This is a genomic window from Streptomyces sp. NPDC055025 (assembly GCF_053608565.1).
Genome location: NZ_JBSGVS010000055.1, coordinates 20,786 through 34,671, shown reverse-complemented (window position 1 = coordinate 34,671; position 13,886 = coordinate 20,786). Strand labels below are relative to the sequence as shown.

Here is a 13,886-nt window from a genome sequence, read left to right as displayed (position 1 = left end):
CCGCCCGCACCATGGAGACAACGGGAGCACACGAGAAGAGGCTCCCCCAAGGTCTCGAAGGAGCCCACCATGGCCGCATTGATCCGCCCCCGTGACGGACGGATGATCGGCGGAGTGTGCGCGGCGCTGGCACGGCGCTTCGGCATCTCCGCGAACACGGTTCGCGCGATCTTCCTGGTCTCGTGCCTGCTGCCGGGACCCCAGTTCCTGCTCTACGTGGCGCTGTGGGCGCTCCTGCCGAATGAGAGGACCGCCACGACCGCCTGGTAGCGGTCCGGTCCCCGCGCACGGGCTCCGCGCGCACGGGCTCCGTACGCGCGCGGACGACACGGGCACGTGTCCGTACGACACACAGTGGGGCGCGCACCCGGATGCGGGTGTGCGCCCCACTGACGTGGTCCCGGACCGCCGGGCCGGGCGGTTCAGCCGCCGATCGGGATCCCGTTGACCGGCAGTCCGCCCTGGGCCAGACCGTTGACGGGCAGTCCGCCGAGCAGTCCCTTGAGCGGGTTGGCGGTCTGCGCGGCGCCGAAGACGTACGGCGTGACCGCCCGCAGAGTGCCGAGCGCGATCCGGCTGCCCTCCACGACATCGGAGGTGGGCGCGGGAAGCTCCTCCGCGACCTCCTCCAGAGGCAGTTGCTCAGCGGCGTTTCCGACGGTGTCCAGCGCGGAGACCGCGCCGGCGCCGACGAGGGCACCGCTGCCCACGGGCACGGGCGCGGCGGCCGCGGTGCCCACGGCGGTGGCGGCGAAGGCGGCACCGAGGGCGGCGACTCCGAGAGTCTTGACGGCGGACTGCTTCATCTGGGATTTCGTCCTTGGGGAAGAGGCTTCGGAACTTCGGGAGGAAGAGGAAAACGGGAGCGGATATACGCGCGGCTCCGCAAGGTAGCCAGTCCCGTACGTCTCCCGCAAACACCGGGAAGCGGTCGGAATCACACGCTCCCGACCGCTCCCCGGACTGCCGACCCCTCCGCCTCACCCATATATGTGCTGGTCAGGGCCTTCTACTTGAACAGCCACTCGGATTTCAGCTCCGCGTATCCGGGCTTGATCACGTCATTGATCATCGCGAGTCGTTCATCGAAAGGAATGAATGCTGATTTCATCGCATTGACCGTGAACCACTGCATGTCGTCGAGCGTGTAGTCGAACGTGTCGACCAGCAGCTCGAATTCCCGGCTCAGGCTCGTACCGCTCATCAATCTGTTGTCGGTGTTGACCGTGGCCCGGAAGTGCAGTCTGCGCAGCAGCCCGATGGGGTGCTCGCCGTACGACGCCGCCGCGCCGGTCTGGAGGTTGGAGCTGGGGCACAGCTCCAGCGGGACGCGCTTGTCCCGTACGTACGCGGCGAGCCGGCCCAGCGTCACCGAGCCGTCCTCGGCGACCTCGATGTCGTCGATGATCCGCACACCGTGGCCGAGCCTGTCGGCGCCGCACCACTGGAGCGCCTGCCAGATCGAGGGCAGTCCGAAGGCCTCGCCCGCGTGGATGGTGAAGTGGTTGTTCTCGCGCTTCAGATACTCGAAGGCGTCGAGATGGCGGGTGGGGGGATAGCCGGCCTCCGCGCCCGCGATGTCGAAGCCGACGACTCCCGAGTCCCGGTAGCGGTTGGCGAGTTCGGCGATCTCCAGGGCGCGGGCCGCGTGGCGCATCGCGGTGAGCAGGGCGCCGACCCGGATGCGGTGCCCGTTCGCCTGGGCGCGTCGCTCGCCCTCGCGGAAGCCCGCGTCGACGGCCTCGACGACCTCTTCGAGAGTGAGCCCGTTCTCCAGGTGCTGCTCGGGCGCGTACCGGACCTCCGCGTAGACGACGCCGTCCTCGGCGAGGTCCTCGGCGCACTCGGCGGCGACCCGGAAGAGCGCGTCGCGGGTCTGCATGACGGCGCAGGTGTGCGCGAAGGTCTCCAGATAGCGCTCCAGCGAACCGGAGTCGGCCGCCTCGCGGAACCAGACTCCGAGTTTGTCGGACTCGCTTTCGGGAAGGTTCTCGTAGCCGGCCTCACGGGCGAGGTCGATGATCGTGTCCGGGCGCAGTCCGCCGTCGAGATGATCGTGGAGGAGTGCCTTGGGGGCGCGGCGGATCTGGTCGGCGGTGGGCGGACGGTAGGTCTGGCTCGTCATCTCCGCACTCTAACGCCTACGCGCGTAGAATGCCGCCGCCGATATGGCCGTCGATATGTAACAGTGATCAGGCGGACGGGTGGAGTACACCCGTCCTTCTGAGACTGTTCTGCTATGGGACAGAACGCAGTTCCCGGGCCGGGGGGACGTACGGCAGGCCGGGGCGGTCCGGCACGCGCGCGTCGCGCGGAGCCGCGGGCACGGTTGGGGCGGCCGTTCACCGCACTTCCCACGGGGGTGGCCACGGGGGGCGTGATCCTGGTGCTTCCCACCGGCGAGCAGGTCTCCGACCGCCGTCCCTCCCCCCTCTCGTACGCCCGGGTGCTGCCGCTGGCACGGGCGTTGGCCAGACCGGGGGCGGCCGAGGGGCTGGCCGTGCATGTGGTGCACTACCGCAGACGGGGCTGGAACGGCACGGACGCGCAGCTCGCGGCCGACGCCGAGTGGGCGGCGGAGGAGGTCGTACGGCGGTACGGCGACGTACCGGTGTGCCTGGCCGGACACGGGATGGGCGGCCGGGCCGCGCTCCAGGCGGCGGGGCACTCCGCGGTCAACTCCGTGCTGGCGATGGCCCCTTGGCTGCCCGAGCAGGACAGGGCGGTGGAACCGGAGCCGGTGGGACAGCTCACGGGCAGACAGGTACTGATCATGCACGGCACCAATGACCAGCGCAGCGACCCGGAACTCTCCTACCGGCTGGCCGAACGGGCCAAGAAGATCAACCGCGACATCTGCCGCTTCGAGGTGCACTCCGACGGCCACGCGCTGCGCCAGCACCACGGCGAAGTCCTGGCGCTGGCCAGGGACTTCGTCCTGGGCGCCCTGCTCTCCCGCTCCTACTCCCGCCCGGTCGCGGACGCCCTGGCGGCGCCGCCGCCGCTGGGTCTGCGTATGCCGCTGGCGGCGGGGTTCGGCAGGTTACTGCGTCCGTAGGGGCGGACGGCGGCGGACGGGGCGGGGACAACGGGCGGACGCGGCGGTCGGGCGGTCGGGACAACGGCCCTACGGCGCACCGCGCCGGTTCAGTTCGCGAGCAGTTGGCCTCTGCGGGAGAGCAGGAAACGTTTGAAGGCCGCCACCGGCGGGGTGTCCGGGTGGCCGCCGAGCCAGGCGAGGCCGATCTCGCGTACCGCGCGCGGCGCCGTGACGGTCAGTTCCACCACTCCGGGGCGGGGCACGGCGGGCGGGGGCAGCAGGGCTACGCCCAGGCCCGCCGCGACCAGCCCGCGCAGGGTCTCCGCCTCCTCGCCCTCGAAGGCCACGCGCGGCCGGAAGCCCGCCTCGGCGCAGAGGTCGTCGGTGATCCGGCGCAGCCCGTAACCCGGCTCCAGGGTGACGAACGTCTCGTCCGCCGCCTCCGCGAGCCGGATCCGCCGGCGGCCGGCGAGCCGGTGGTCGTCGGGGACGACCAGCAGCAGCCGCTGTTCATCGACCCGGCGGGCGACCAGATCCGGGGCGTCGGGCACCGGCGAGGTCAGACAGAGGTCCAGCTCGCCCGCGCGCATACGCTCCAGCATCGCCTCGCCGTAGTTCTGGACGAGCTGGAACCGGACCCGCGGATGGTCGGCACGGAAGGCCCTGATCAGTCCCGGTACGGTCTCGGACCCCATCGTGTGCAGAAAGCCGAAGGCCACCTTGCCGGACGCCGGGTCGGCGTCGGCCCGTACGGACTCGGCCGCGCGCTCGACCTCCGCGAGGGCCCGTTCGACCGAGGCGAGGAAGGTCCGGCCCGCCGGGGTGAGCGAGACCGTACGGCCCTTACGGGCGAACAGCGCGATGTCCAGGTCCTGTTCGAGCCGGACCATCGCCCGCGAGAGCGTGGACTGCGGTACGCCCATGTCCTGCGCCGCGCGGGTCACATGCTCATGCCGGGCCACGCCCGCGAAGTACGCGAGGCGCGGTGCGAGGACGGCCGACCAGGACTCGGGATCCAGCTCGGCTGCACCAGTGGCACCGGTGGCACCGGCGACACCGGCAGCACCACCGACACCGACACCGGCTGTCGCCGCCATGTCTTCTTCGTAACTGTTCGATGACACGCGCCTCTGTGACCTGTGCTCATGCGTCATGGGAACGATTATCGCCGGTCCATGCATTGGACGCATGAAGCCGCGGTGCCTACGTTCGAGTCATGCCTTCCGTCAGTACCGGGGCGCCCACCACCGTGGGTGCCTCCCCCTCGCCGTCCACGGCCACCGCCGATCCCGTCCCCGCCTCCGCGCATCTGAGCCCCGGCCGACCCGGCTACCGCCGGATGAGCCTCGCGCTCTTCGCCGCGGGGGTCGCGACCTTCGCCCTCCTCTACTCCACCCAGGCCCTGCTGCCCGCCATCTCCACCGGTCTCGGTGTGACGGCGGGCCAGGCGAGCTGGACGGTCTCGGCGGCCACGGGCGCGCTGGCGCTCTTCGTCCTGCCGCTGAGCGCGCTGTCCGAACGGTTCGGCCGGCGCACGCTGATGACCGTCTCGCTGGCGCTCGCCGTCGTGGTCGGGCTGCTGGTGCCGTTCGCGCCGAGCCTGGAGTGGCTGGTGGCGCTGCGCGCGGTGCAGGGCGCGGCGCTCGCCGGGTTGCCGGCGTCGGCGATGGCGTTCCTCGCCGAGGAGGTACGGCCCAAGGCGCTGGTCGCCGCGATCGGTCTGTTCGTCGCGGGCAACAGCGTCGGCGGGATGAGCGGCCGTATCCTCACCGGCTGGGTCGCCCAGCTCTGGGGCTGGCGCGCGGCGCTCGGCGCGGTCGGACTGCTGGCGGTGGTGTGCGCGGTGGCCTTCCGCGTTCTGCTCCCCAAGGCACGGAACTTCACCCCGCGTTCGCTGAGTCCGCGATCGCTGGCGAGGACCGTCGGCGGGCATCTCGCCGATCCGCTGCTGCGCAGGCTGTACGCGATCGGCGCGCTCTTCATGACGGTGTTCGGCGCGGTCTACACGGTGATCGGCTACCGGCTGGTGGAGGCGCCGTTCGACCTCCCGCAGGGCGTCATCGGTTCGATCTTCCTGGTCTACCTGGTCGGTACGGTCTCCTCGGCGGCGGCCGGACGGCTGGTCGGACGGCTGGGCCGGCGCGGCGCGCTCTATCTGGCCGTGGGGACGACGGCGGCGGGGCTGCTGCTCTCCCTGGCGGACACCCTGGCCGCGGTGCTGCTCGGTCTGGTGCTGATCACGGCGGGCTTCTTCGCGGGCCACGCGGTCGCCTCGTCCTCGGTGAGCCGTACGGCGAAGACGGGCCGCGCGCAGGCCTCGGCGCTCTATCAGTCGGCGTACTACCTGGGCAGCAGCGCGGGCGGAACGCTGGGCGCGATCGCGTTCCACGCGGGCGGCTGGGCGGCGACCGTACTGCTGGGCCTGGCGGCGGTGCTCGGCGTCGTCTCCCTCACCCTGTACGGCACCCACCGCGCCCGCACAGAACGCCGCCTGACCGCCGCGTCGGTCTGACCGCCACGTCGACCTGACCGCCGCGTCGGTCTGAGCCGCGAGCGGCCTGAGCCTCGGCCGTCTCCGCAGGCGCCGAAACCTCCCGCGGCTGAGGGAAATCTCCCGTCCCGTCCGTGCAACTCCGCACGCTCCTCACCCGTCTACCACCCCGAGTACTCCACATGAGTGACATGTACCGAAGGGGGACGGGAGAGATGGGGCACATAGGACGTACCGGGGCCGTGGCGGCGGGGGTCGCCGCGTTGGTGGTGCCGTTGACCGTGGTGCTGGGGGCCGCGCCCGCACAGGCGGCTTCGTGTACGACCAGCAAGGGGCCGTATCAGAAGCAGGTCGAGAAGTTCCTCGGCCGGCCGGTGGACGGCAAGCAGTCCGCGGCCGACTGCAAGGCCATCCGCTCCTTCCAGCTGAAGCACGGCATCACGCCGACCATCGGCTACGCCGGACCCGTCACCTGGGGCGTGATGGATCTGATGAACAAGCAGAAGGCCGCGGGCAAGACGCCCAACAAGGCCGGCAAGTGCCCGGTCAACAAGGGCCGTATCGCCTGTGTCGATCTCACGCGGCAGCTGAGCTGGGTCCAGGACGGCAAGAAGCTGGTGTACGGGCCCGTGCCGGTCCGTACCGGGCGCGACGGGTACGAGACCCGGACCGGGCTGAAGAAGATCTACTGGCGGCACAAGAACCACGTCTCCTCGATCTACGACGTGCCCATGCCGTACAGCCAGTTCTTCGACGGCGGCCAGGCCTTCCACTCGGTCGGCGTCAGCATGTGGAACCCGCCGGGTTCGCACGGTTGCGTGAACATGACCAAGGCCGCCGCCGTCAAGTACTGGTCCCTGCTGAAGAACGGTGACGACGTCTACGTCTACGGCCGGAAGCCGGGAACCTGATCCGGATTGTCAGTGCCGTGCGGTAGCTTCCGGGAGACTGTTCAAGGGGGCGACTGGGGTGACCTATGAGTGATCTTGTTCCGGCACAGGACCTCGATTCCCGGCTGGAGAAGCACCGCACGGAGCTGACCGGCTACTGCTACCGGATGCTGGGCTCGGCCTTCGAGGCCGAGGACGCCGTGCAGGACACGATGGTGCGGGCGTGGCGCGGCCTCGCCGCGTTCGAGGGCCGCTCCTCGCTGCGGTCGTGGCTCTACCGCATCGCGACCAATGTCTGTCTGGACATGCTCAACGCGGGCAACCGCAGGGCGCGGCCCATCGATCTCACGGCCGCGACACCGGTGGCCGAGGCCCAGCTCAGCGCCCGTCCGGAGATCACCTGGCTGGAGCCGGTGCCGGACGGGCGGGTGCTGCCGTCGGTCGCGGATCCGGCGGACACCGCGGTGTCGCGGGAGACGATCCGGCTGGCGTTCGTCGCCGCGCTCCAGCATCTTCCGCCGAAGCAGCGGGCCGTGCTGATCCTGCGTGAGGTGCTGGCCTGGAAGGCGAGCGAGGTCGCCGAGCTGCTGGACACCACGGTCGCCTCCGTCAACAGCGCGCTCCAGCGGGCCCGTGCGACCCTCGCCGAGGCGGGGCCCGCCGAGACCGATACGGCCGATCCGCTGGACGACGAGCAGAAGGCGCTGCTGGAGCGGTATGTCACGGCCTTCGAGGGCTATGACATGAAGGCGCTGACCGCGCTGCTCCATGACGACGCCAAGTTCTCCATGCCGCCCTACGACCTCTGGCTCCAGGGCCATGAGGACATCGTCGGCTGGCTGCTCGGTGTGGGCTCGGTCTGCCGCGGTTCGCGGCTCATCCCGACGGCGGCCAACGGCACCCCGGCGTTCGCCCACTACCACCCGGCCGAGGACGGCTCCGGCCATACGCCATGGGCGCTCCAGATCATCGAGATCGAGGACGGCCGGATCGTGGGGATCAACAACTTCCTCGACGCGGCCCGCTGGTTCCCGCTGTTCGGTCTGCCGCCGAGGCTGGAGCCCCCCGAAGCCCGGGAGGGCATGATCTCAGCGGCGCCCGCCGTCACCGCTCCCGGGCCGCTGCTGGACCAGGCCGAGTAGGCCCACCAGGTCGAGGAGCAGGCGCAGTTCGCGGTCGGCGCCGCGCAGGCGGACGCGGCAGCCGTGGCGTCGGGCGGTGAGATGGAGGCGTGCCACCGCCTCGACGGCCGCGAGATTCGGCGGGCCGAGGCCGCCGACATCGCAGATCACCTCGGCCGCCTGCGTGCCGTACAGCCGCGCGGTCAGTTCCTCGCACAGCCGGGGCACATCGGCCGGGGTGAGCCGGCCCGCGATGACAAGAACGATCGGTTCTGTGGCGTCCACGCCGAATGAGACCGGCGCCATGGCCGGAACTCATCGCGGCGCCCCCGGCCCCGACGGTGTCGGGGCCGGGGGCCAACCCGCCCGGGTCAGCCGACCGGGTAGGAGACGCGCTCCAGCACCACCGGGGTCCGCTCGTACGAGGTGCCGGGCGGGGCGATGTCGTACGCGCCCTCCAGCGCCTCCAGCGCGTAGCCGAACTTCTCCGGGGTGTCGGTGTGCAGCGTCAGCAGGGGCCGCCCCGCGGTGATCTCGTCGCCCGGCCTGGCGTGCAGTTCGACACCCGCGCCCGCCTGGACCGGGTCCTCCTTGCGGGCGCGGCCCGCGCCCAGACGCCAGGCGGCGACGCCGACACCGTACGCGTCGAGCCTGGTGAGGACACCCGACGCCGGCGCGGTGACCACATGCCGCTCCCTGGCCACCGGCAGCGCCGCGTCCGGGTCGCCGCCCTGGGCCGTGATCATCCGGCGCCAGACATCCATCGCCGAGCCGTCGGCCAGTGCCTTCGCCGGGTCGGCGTCCTTGAGGCCCGCCGCGTCGAGCATCTCGCGCGCGAGAGCGAGGGTCAGCTCGACGACATCGGCCGGGCCGCCGCCCGCGAGCACCTCGACGGACTCCCGTACCTCCAGGGCGTTGCCCGCGGTCAGTCCGAGCGGGGTGGACATGTCGGTGAGCAGGGCGACGGTCCGCACGCCGTGGTCGGTGCCCAGACCCACCATGGTGGCGGCCAGTTCACGGGCGTCCTCGACGGTCTTCATAAAGGCGCCGGAGCCGACCTTGACGTCCAGGACGAGCGATCCCGTGCCCTCCGCGATCTTCTTGGACATGATCGAGGAGGCGATCAGCGGGATGGCCTCGACGGTGCCGGTGACATCGCGCAGCGCGTAGAGCTTCTTGTCCGCGGGGGCCAGTCCGTCGCCCGCCGCGCAGATGACCGCGCCGGTGGTCTCCAGGACCTCCAGCATCTCGGCGTTGGAGAGCAGGGCCCGCCAGCCGGGGATGGACTCCAGCTTGTCGAGCGTGCCGCCGGTGTGGCCGAGCCCCCGGCCGCTGAGCTGCGGTACGGCGGCGCCGCAGGCGGCCACCAGCGGGGCCAGCGGCAGCGTGATCTTGTCGCCCACTCCACCGGTGGAGTGCTTGTCGGCCGTGGGCCGCGAGAGCGCGGAGAAGTCCATGCGCTCGCCCGAGGCGATCATGGCGGCGGTCCAGCGGGCGATCTCCGTACGGTTCATACCGTTGAGCAGGATCGCCATCGCCAGCGCCGACATCTGCTCGTCGGCGACCTCACCGCGCGTATAGGCGTCGAGCACCCAGTCGATCTGCTCCGGGGTCAGTTCGCCGCGGTCCCGCTTGGCGCGGATGACGGAGATGACGTCCATGGCGTTCCTTTCGTACAGCGGGTCGTACACGTCGTAGACGTCGTACACAGGCAGTACGGCCCCGGCCCGCCGGGTCGCGGCGGTGCCGGGGCCGGGTCTCAGATCAGATGCCCCGGCCCGAAGGCCTGCGGAAGCATCTCGTCGAGCGTGCGGATCCCGTCCGGGGTCTCCAGGACCAGTTCCGGGCCGCCGAACTCGTACAGCAGCTGCCGGCACCGTCCGCACGGCACCAGCACCTCACCCTTGCCGTCGACACAGGTGAAGTGGGTGAGCCGGCCACCGCCGCCGAGCTGGAGGGCGGAGACCAGACCGCACTCGGCGCACAGCCCGAGACCGTACGAGGCGTTCTCGACGTTGCAGCCGGTGATGGTACGGCCGTCGTCGACCAGCGCGGCGGCGCCGACCGGGTAGCGCGAGTACGGCACATACGCGTGGGCCATCGCCTCGCGCGCGGCGGTCCGCAGCGTCCCCCAGTCGACGTCCCCGTGTCCGGCGGCGTCCCCGTGCCCGGTGTCCCCGTGCCCGGTGTCCCCGGTGGCGTCCCCGTTCCCGGCGGCGGCGGTCACTTTCCCTGTCCTCTGCGATAGCGCATGCCATCAGCTTTCGGCATCCGCAGCCGCTGCGCCGACAGGGAGAGCACCAGAAGGGTCACGACATACGGCGTGGCGCCGACGAAGTCCTCGGGCACGGTGTCCGTCAGCAGGTACCAGACCAGGATGAGCACGGCGACCGCCGCGCTCGCGCCGGCCTGGACCATCGCCTTGCGGTACGCCTTCCACAGGGCGAGCAGCACCAGCAGCACGACCAGCAGAAGCAGCAGCGCGTGGACGGTCTCGCCGCCGTTGCGCAGCTGGAGCGCGTCGGAGAAGCCGAACAGACCCGCGCCCATGGCGAGCCCGCCGGGCCGCCAGTTGCCGAAGATCATCGCGGCGAGACCGATATAACCGCGCCCGCCGGTCTGGCCCTCCAGATAGATGTGCGAGGGCACCGTCGCGAGGAAGGCGCCGCCGAGACCGGCCAGTCCGCCGGAGACGGCGACGGCCGCGTACTTGTACGAGTAGACGTTGACGCCCAGCGACTCCGCCGCGACCGGGTTCTCACCGCAGGAGCGCAGCCGCAGTCCGAACGGGGTCCGCCACAGCAGCCACCAGGTGGCGATGAAGAGGACCACGGCGAAGACGGTCAGCACCGAGACATTCGTGACCAGACCGCCGAGGATGCCCGCGAGGTCCGAGACCACGAACCAGTGGTGGTTGGCCAGGGAGGTGAGCCCGTCGGAGAGGCCGGGGACGGTGACATCGGGGATGGAGTCGACCGGTGGCGACTGCTTGGGGTTGCCGCCCTTGGTCAGCGCCTCGCCGGAGTTGAAGAAGATCTTGGCGAGATACTGGGTGACCCCGAGCGCCAGCAGATTGATCGCCACACCGGAGACGATGTGGTCGACGCCGAAGGTGACGGTCACGACCGCGTGCAGCAGTCCGCCGAGGACCCCGAAGGCGATCCCGGCGAGCAGTCCCAGCCAGGGGTTGGTCTGCCAGCCGACCCAGCCGGCCCCGAACGTGCCGAGGATCATCATGCCTTCGAGACCGATGTTGACCACACCGGCCCGCTCGGACCAGAGACCGGCGAGTCCGGCGAGACCGATCGGCACGGCGAGGCCGAGCGAGGCGCTGATCTGGCCGGTGGAGGTGAGCTGGTCGGCGCCGGTGAGTATCCGTACGGCGGACAGCAGGACCAGGGCGCCCGCGATGATCAGCAGAACCCGGGCGAGGGTGAGCTTGCGGCGTACGGGCTTGGCGGCCGGGGCCGGGGCCCTCGGCGCGGCCGGAGGCGGAGTGTCGGTCGTCGTGGCAGTCATCCCGCCACCTCCAGCTTCTCGGTCTTGGCAGCCTGGGCGGCCTGGGCGGCGAGTTCGGCGCCGACCCGCTGCTGCTGGCGCCTGAGGCCGTAGCGGCGCACGAGTTCGTAGGCGATCACGACGCACAGGACGATGACGCCCTGGAGCACGCCGAGGATCTCCTTGTCGTAGCCGATCACCTCAAGGTGGTTGGTGGTGCGCTCCAGATAGCCCCAGAGCAGTGCGGCGAGGGCGATGCCGACCGGGTTGTTGCGGCCGAGGAGGGCGATCGCGATACCGGTGAAGCCGATGCCCAGCGGGAAGTCGTTGCTGTACATGTGGCTCTCGTTGAGCAGCGTCGGCATACCGATCAGCCCGGCCATACCGCCCGAGAGGATCATGCTGGTGACGATCATCTTCTTGACGCTGACACCGCTCGCGGCGGCGGCCGACTCGGACTGACCGACGGCGCGCAGGTCGAAGCCGAAGCGGGTACGGCCGAGGACGAACCAGTAGGCGAGGCCCGCCAGTACGGCGATGAGGAGGAAGCCCCAGAGGAGTCCGGCCGGGCCCATGTCGATGGTGAAGAACCAGGACGACTCGGGCAGCGGCTTGGTGGAGACCAGGGTGCCCGCCTCGTCGAGCTGGCCGAGCCGCTCGGGCTGGATCAGATAGCCGATGATCGCGGTGGCGATGGAGTTCAGCATGATCGTCGAGATGACCTCGCTGACCCCCCGTGAGGTCTTGAGGACACCGGCGATCCCGGCCCACATCGCGCCGACCAGCATCGCGACGATGATGATCACCGGGATCTGGACGATGCCTGGCAGATCGAGGGTGCCGCCGACGACCGCGGCGAAGAAGGCCGCGATGCGGTACTGGCCGTCGACGCCGATGTTGAACAGGTTCATCCGGAAGCCGATGGCGACCGCGACGCCCGCGAGGTAGTACGTGGTCGCCTTGTTGAGGGTGTAGACCTGGCTGTCGCTGGCGGAGCCGTACGACAGCATGTCGTCGAACGCCTCGAAGGGGTTCTTGCCGGTGACGGCGATGACCAGCGCGGTGACGACCAGCGCGGCGACCACGGCCAGTACGGGGGCGGCGATCGCGAGGAGCAGCCGCTCCTTGTCGATGCGGGAGGTGAGCTTCTTCATCGGTCCTCTCCCCCGGCTCGGGTTCCGGCGGCGGGCCCGGCCTCGGTCCCGGCCTGGATGCCGGGGCCGGTCTCGGTGCCGGGGCCGGTCTCGGTGCCGGGGTCGGCCTCGGTGCCGGGGTCGGCCTCGGTGCCGGGGTCGCCGGCCGTGTCCTGGGCCTCCAGATGGCCGGTGGCGGCGCCTGTCATCGCGGAGCCCAGTTCCTCGGGGGTGATCGTGGCGGGGTCGGCGTCGGCGACCAGCCGGCCCCGGTACATCACCCGCAGGGTGTCGGACAGGCCGATCAGCTCGTCCAGGTCGGCGGAGATCAGCAGGACCGCGAGACCGCCGCGGCGTGCCTCCCTGATCTGGTCCCAGATCTGCGCCTGGGCGCCGACGTCCACACCCCGGGTGGGGTGCGCGGCGATCAGCAGCTTGGGCGTGTGGCTCATCTCGCGGCCGACGATCAGCTTCTGCTGGTTGCCGCCGGAGAGGGAGCCCGCGGTGACATCGATACCGGGGGTGCGTACGTCGTACTCGCGCACGATCCGCTCGGTGTCGAGCCGGGCGGCCCTGGCGTCGATGAGTCCGCGCCTGGAGTTGGGGCGCTCGGTGACATGGCCGAGGACGCGGTTCTCCCAGAGCGGGGCCTCCAGCAGCAGTCCGTGCCGGTGGCGGTCCTCGGGGATGTAGCCGATACCGCTCTCGCGCCGCTTGCGGGTGGGCGCGTGGGAGATGTCGGCGGTGTCGAGGGTGATGACACCGCCGTCCGGATCGCGCATCCCCATGATCGCCTCGACCAGTTCGGCCTGGCCGTTGCCCTCGACGCCCGCGATGCCCAGGACCTCGCCCCGGTGGATGGTGAAGTCGATCCCGGCGAGGACGTCCCGTACGACACCGTCGGTGTCGGTGGCGGTCAGCCTCAGATCACGGACCGTCAGGGCGGGTACCCCGGTGACCGTCGACTCGCGGGTCTCCGGGGAGGGCAGCTCGCTGCCGACCATCAGCTCGGCGAGCTGCCGGGAGGTGGTGGAGCGCGGATCGGCGGTGCCCACGGTCGTACCGCGGCGGATGACGGTGATCTCGTCCGCGACCGACAGCACCTCGCCCAGCTTGTGGGAGATGAAGATGACGGTCAGGCCCTCCGACTTGAGCTCCCGGAGATTGTCGAAGAGCGCTTCGACCTCCTGGGGGACGAGCACCGCGGTGGGCTCGTCGAGGATCAGGATCCGCGCGCCCCGGTAGAGGACCTTGAGGATCTCCACGCGCTGCCGGTCGGCGACGCCGAGTTCCTCGACGAGGACGTCGGGCCGTACGCCGAGGCCGTACGCGTCCGAGATCTCCTTGATCTTGGCGCGGGCGCGGGAGCCGATGCCGTGGAGCTTCTCGCCGCCGAGGGCGACGTTCTCCAGGACTGTGAGGTTGTCGGCGAGCATGAAGTGCTGGTGCACCATGCCGATGCCACGGGCGATGGCGTCCGCGGGGCTGCCGAAGGCGACCTGGTCACCGTCGACGGTGATGGTCCCCTCGTCGGGCTTCTGCATCCCGTAGAGGATCTTCATCAGGGTCGACTTGCCGGCGCCGTTCTCGCCGCAGAGGGCGTGCACGGTGCCTCTGCGCACGGTGATGTCGATATCGCTGTTGGCGACGACGCCGGGGAAGCGTTTGGTGATGCCGCGCAATTCGACGGCGGGAGGGCTGGACGCGTTGATG

The 13,886-nt window shown here is 70.7% G+C and carries 14 protein-coding genes; 5 read left to right on the top strand and 9 right to left on the bottom strand.

What is annotated here, in order from left to right:
• Nucleotides 1-69: 69 nt before the first annotated feature.
• On the top strand, nt 70-270 hold the full coding sequence (locus ACWGDX_RS29015; RefSeq protein ID WP_365906586.1) for a PspC domain-containing protein: 201 nt from the start codon (nt 70-72) through the stop codon (nt 268-270).
• A gap of 152 nt (nt 271-422) precedes the next feature.
• Here ACWGDX_RS29015 and ACWGDX_RS29010 read toward each other — a convergent pair whose 3' ends face one another.
• Both ACWGDX_RS29010 and ACWGDX_RS29005 read right to left on the bottom strand, forming a co-directional pair.
• Nucleotides 423-806, bottom strand: coding sequence for an ATP-binding protein (locus tag ACWGDX_RS29010; RefSeq protein ID WP_453630240.1), 384 nt, complete (start codon nt 804-806; stop codon nt 423-425).
• Nucleotides 807-1,009: 203 nt separating this feature from the next.
• Nucleotides 1,010-2,125: an adenosine deaminase gene (locus tag ACWGDX_RS29005; RefSeq protein WP_453630238.1), complete on the bottom strand. Its 1,116-nt coding sequence runs from the start codon at nt 2,123-2,125 to the stop codon at nt 1,010-1,012.
• A 252-nt stretch (nt 2,126-2,377) separates the two neighbouring features.
• Here ACWGDX_RS29005 and ACWGDX_RS29000 point away from each other — a divergent pair, with 252 nt between their 5' ends.
• The gene (locus ACWGDX_RS29000) at nt 2,378-3,058 is read left to right on the top strand and encodes an alpha/beta hydrolase (protein ID WP_453630236.1); all 681 of its coding nucleotides are present in this window, start codon (nt 2,378-2,380) and stop codon (nt 3,056-3,058) included.
• Between the two features lie 89 nt (nt 3,059-3,147).
• Here ACWGDX_RS29000 and ACWGDX_RS28995 read toward each other — a convergent pair whose 3' ends face one another.
• Nucleotides 3,148-4,194: a LysR family transcriptional regulator gene (locus tag ACWGDX_RS28995; RefSeq protein ID WP_453630234.1), complete on the bottom strand. Its 1,047-nt coding sequence runs from the start codon at nt 4,192-4,194 to the stop codon at nt 3,148-3,150.
• A gap of 62 nt (nt 4,195-4,256) precedes the next feature.
• On the opposite strand from ACWGDX_RS28995, the gene ACWGDX_RS28990 reads away from it, so the two are divergent.
• The 3 genes from ACWGDX_RS28990 to ACWGDX_RS28980 all read left to right on the top strand — a co-directional run bounded on the left by ACWGDX_RS28990 (nt 4,257) and on the right by ACWGDX_RS28980 (nt 7,563).
• Nucleotides 4,257-5,552 carry an MFS transporter gene (locus ACWGDX_RS28990; protein ID WP_453630232.1) on the top strand — a complete coding sequence of 432 codons (1,296 nt, stop codon included), beginning with the start codon at nt 4,257-4,259 and terminating at the stop codon, nt 5,550-5,552.
• Nucleotides 5,553-5,746: 194 nt separating this feature from the next.
• Nucleotides 5,747-6,442 (top strand): L,D-transpeptidase family protein, encoded by a 696-nt coding sequence (locus tag ACWGDX_RS28985; RefSeq protein ID WP_453630230.1) that lies wholly within the window; start codon nt 5,747-5,749, stop codon nt 6,440-6,442.
• Nucleotides 6,443-6,507: 65 nt separating this feature from the next.
• On the top strand, nt 6,508-7,563 hold the full coding sequence (locus ACWGDX_RS28980) for a sigma-70 family RNA polymerase sigma factor (protein ID WP_453630229.1): 1,056 nt from the start codon (nt 6,508-6,510) through the stop codon (nt 7,561-7,563).
• Here ACWGDX_RS28980 and ACWGDX_RS28975 read toward each other — a convergent pair.
• From ACWGDX_RS28975 to ACWGDX_RS28950, 6 genes are all read right to left on the bottom strand, one after another.
• The gene (locus ACWGDX_RS28975) at nt 7,510-7,848 is read right to left on the bottom strand and encodes an STAS domain-containing protein (protein ID WP_453630228.1); all 339 of its coding nucleotides are present in this window, start codon (nt 7,846-7,848) and stop codon (nt 7,510-7,512) included. The genes ACWGDX_RS28980 and ACWGDX_RS28975 overlap by 54 nt on opposite strands.
• 65 nt (nt 7,849-7,913) lie before the next feature.
• The gene (locus ACWGDX_RS28970) at nt 7,914-9,203 is read right to left on the bottom strand and encodes a thymidine phosphorylase (protein WP_453630284.1); all 1,290 of its coding nucleotides are present in this window, start codon (nt 9,201-9,203) and stop codon (nt 7,914-7,916) included.
• A gap of 98 nt (nt 9,204-9,301) precedes the next feature.
• Nucleotides 9,302-9,769, bottom strand: a complete 468-nt coding sequence (locus ACWGDX_RS28965) for a cytidine deaminase (protein WP_453630226.1) — start codon at nt 9,767-9,769, stop codon at nt 9,302-9,304.
• The gene (locus ACWGDX_RS28960) at nt 9,766-11,061 is read right to left on the bottom strand and encodes an ABC transporter permease (protein WP_453630225.1); all 1,296 of its coding nucleotides are present in this window, start codon (nt 11,059-11,061) and stop codon (nt 9,766-9,768) included. The genes ACWGDX_RS28965 and ACWGDX_RS28960 overlap by 4 nt, the downstream gene beginning before the upstream one ends.
• Nucleotides 11,058-12,194 carry an ABC transporter permease gene (locus ACWGDX_RS28955; protein ID WP_453630223.1) on the bottom strand — a complete coding sequence of 379 codons (1,137 nt, stop codon included), beginning with the start codon at nt 12,192-12,194 and terminating at the stop codon, nt 11,058-11,060. Before ACWGDX_RS28955 ends, ACWGDX_RS28960 begins: the two co-directional genes overlap by 4 nt.
• Nucleotides 12,191-13,855: an ABC transporter ATP-binding protein gene (locus ACWGDX_RS28950; RefSeq protein WP_453630221.1), complete on the bottom strand. Its 1,665-nt coding sequence runs from the start codon at nt 13,853-13,855 to the stop codon at nt 12,191-12,193. The genes ACWGDX_RS28955 and ACWGDX_RS28950 overlap by 4 nt, the downstream gene beginning before the upstream one ends.
• Between the last annotated feature and the right edge of the window lie 31 nt (nt 13,856-13,886).

What these genes read in the sequence shown, in the direction of transcription:
- ACWGDX_RS28975 (WP_453630228.1), bottom strand. Translation starts at nt 7,848, where the DNA reads ATGGCGCCGGTCTCATTCGGCGTGGACGCCACAGAACCGATCGTTCTT.
- ACWGDX_RS28955 (WP_453630223.1), bottom strand. Translation starts at nt 12,194, where the DNA reads ATGAAGAAGCTCACCTCCCGCATCGACAAGGAGCGGCTGCTCCTCGCG.
- ACWGDX_RS28970 (WP_453630284.1), bottom strand. Translation starts at nt 9,203, where the DNA reads ATGGACGTCATCTCCGTCATCCGCGCCAAGCGGGACCGCGGCGAACTG.
- ACWGDX_RS28980 (WP_453630229.1), top strand. Translation starts at nt 6,508, where the DNA reads ATGAGTGATCTTGTTCCGGCACAGGACCTCGATTCCCGGCTGGAGAAG.
- ACWGDX_RS29015 (WP_365906586.1), top strand. Translation starts at nt 70, where the DNA reads ATGGCCGCATTGATCCGCCCCCGTGACGGACGGATGATCGGCGGAGTG.
- ACWGDX_RS28985 (WP_453630230.1), top strand. Translation starts at nt 5,747, where the DNA reads ATGGGGCACATAGGACGTACCGGGGCCGTGGCGGCGGGGGTCGCCGCG.
- ACWGDX_RS28995 (WP_453630234.1), bottom strand. Translation starts at nt 4,194, where the DNA reads ATGACGCATGAGCACAGGTCACAGAGGCGCGTGTCATCGAACAGTTAC.
- ACWGDX_RS29010 (WP_453630240.1), bottom strand. Translation starts at nt 806, where the DNA reads ATGAAGCAGTCCGCCGTCAAGACTCTCGGAGTCGCCGCCCTCGGTGCC.
- ACWGDX_RS28990 (WP_453630232.1), top strand. Translation starts at nt 4,257, where the DNA reads ATGCCTTCCGTCAGTACCGGGGCGCCCACCACCGTGGGTGCCTCCCCC.
- ACWGDX_RS29005 (WP_453630238.1), bottom strand. Translation starts at nt 2,125, where the DNA reads ATGACGAGCCAGACCTACCGTCCGCCCACCGCCGACCAGATCCGCCGC.
- ACWGDX_RS28960 (WP_453630225.1), bottom strand. Translation starts at nt 11,061, where the DNA reads ATGACTGCCACGACGACCGACACTCCGCCTCCGGCCGCGCCGAGGGCC.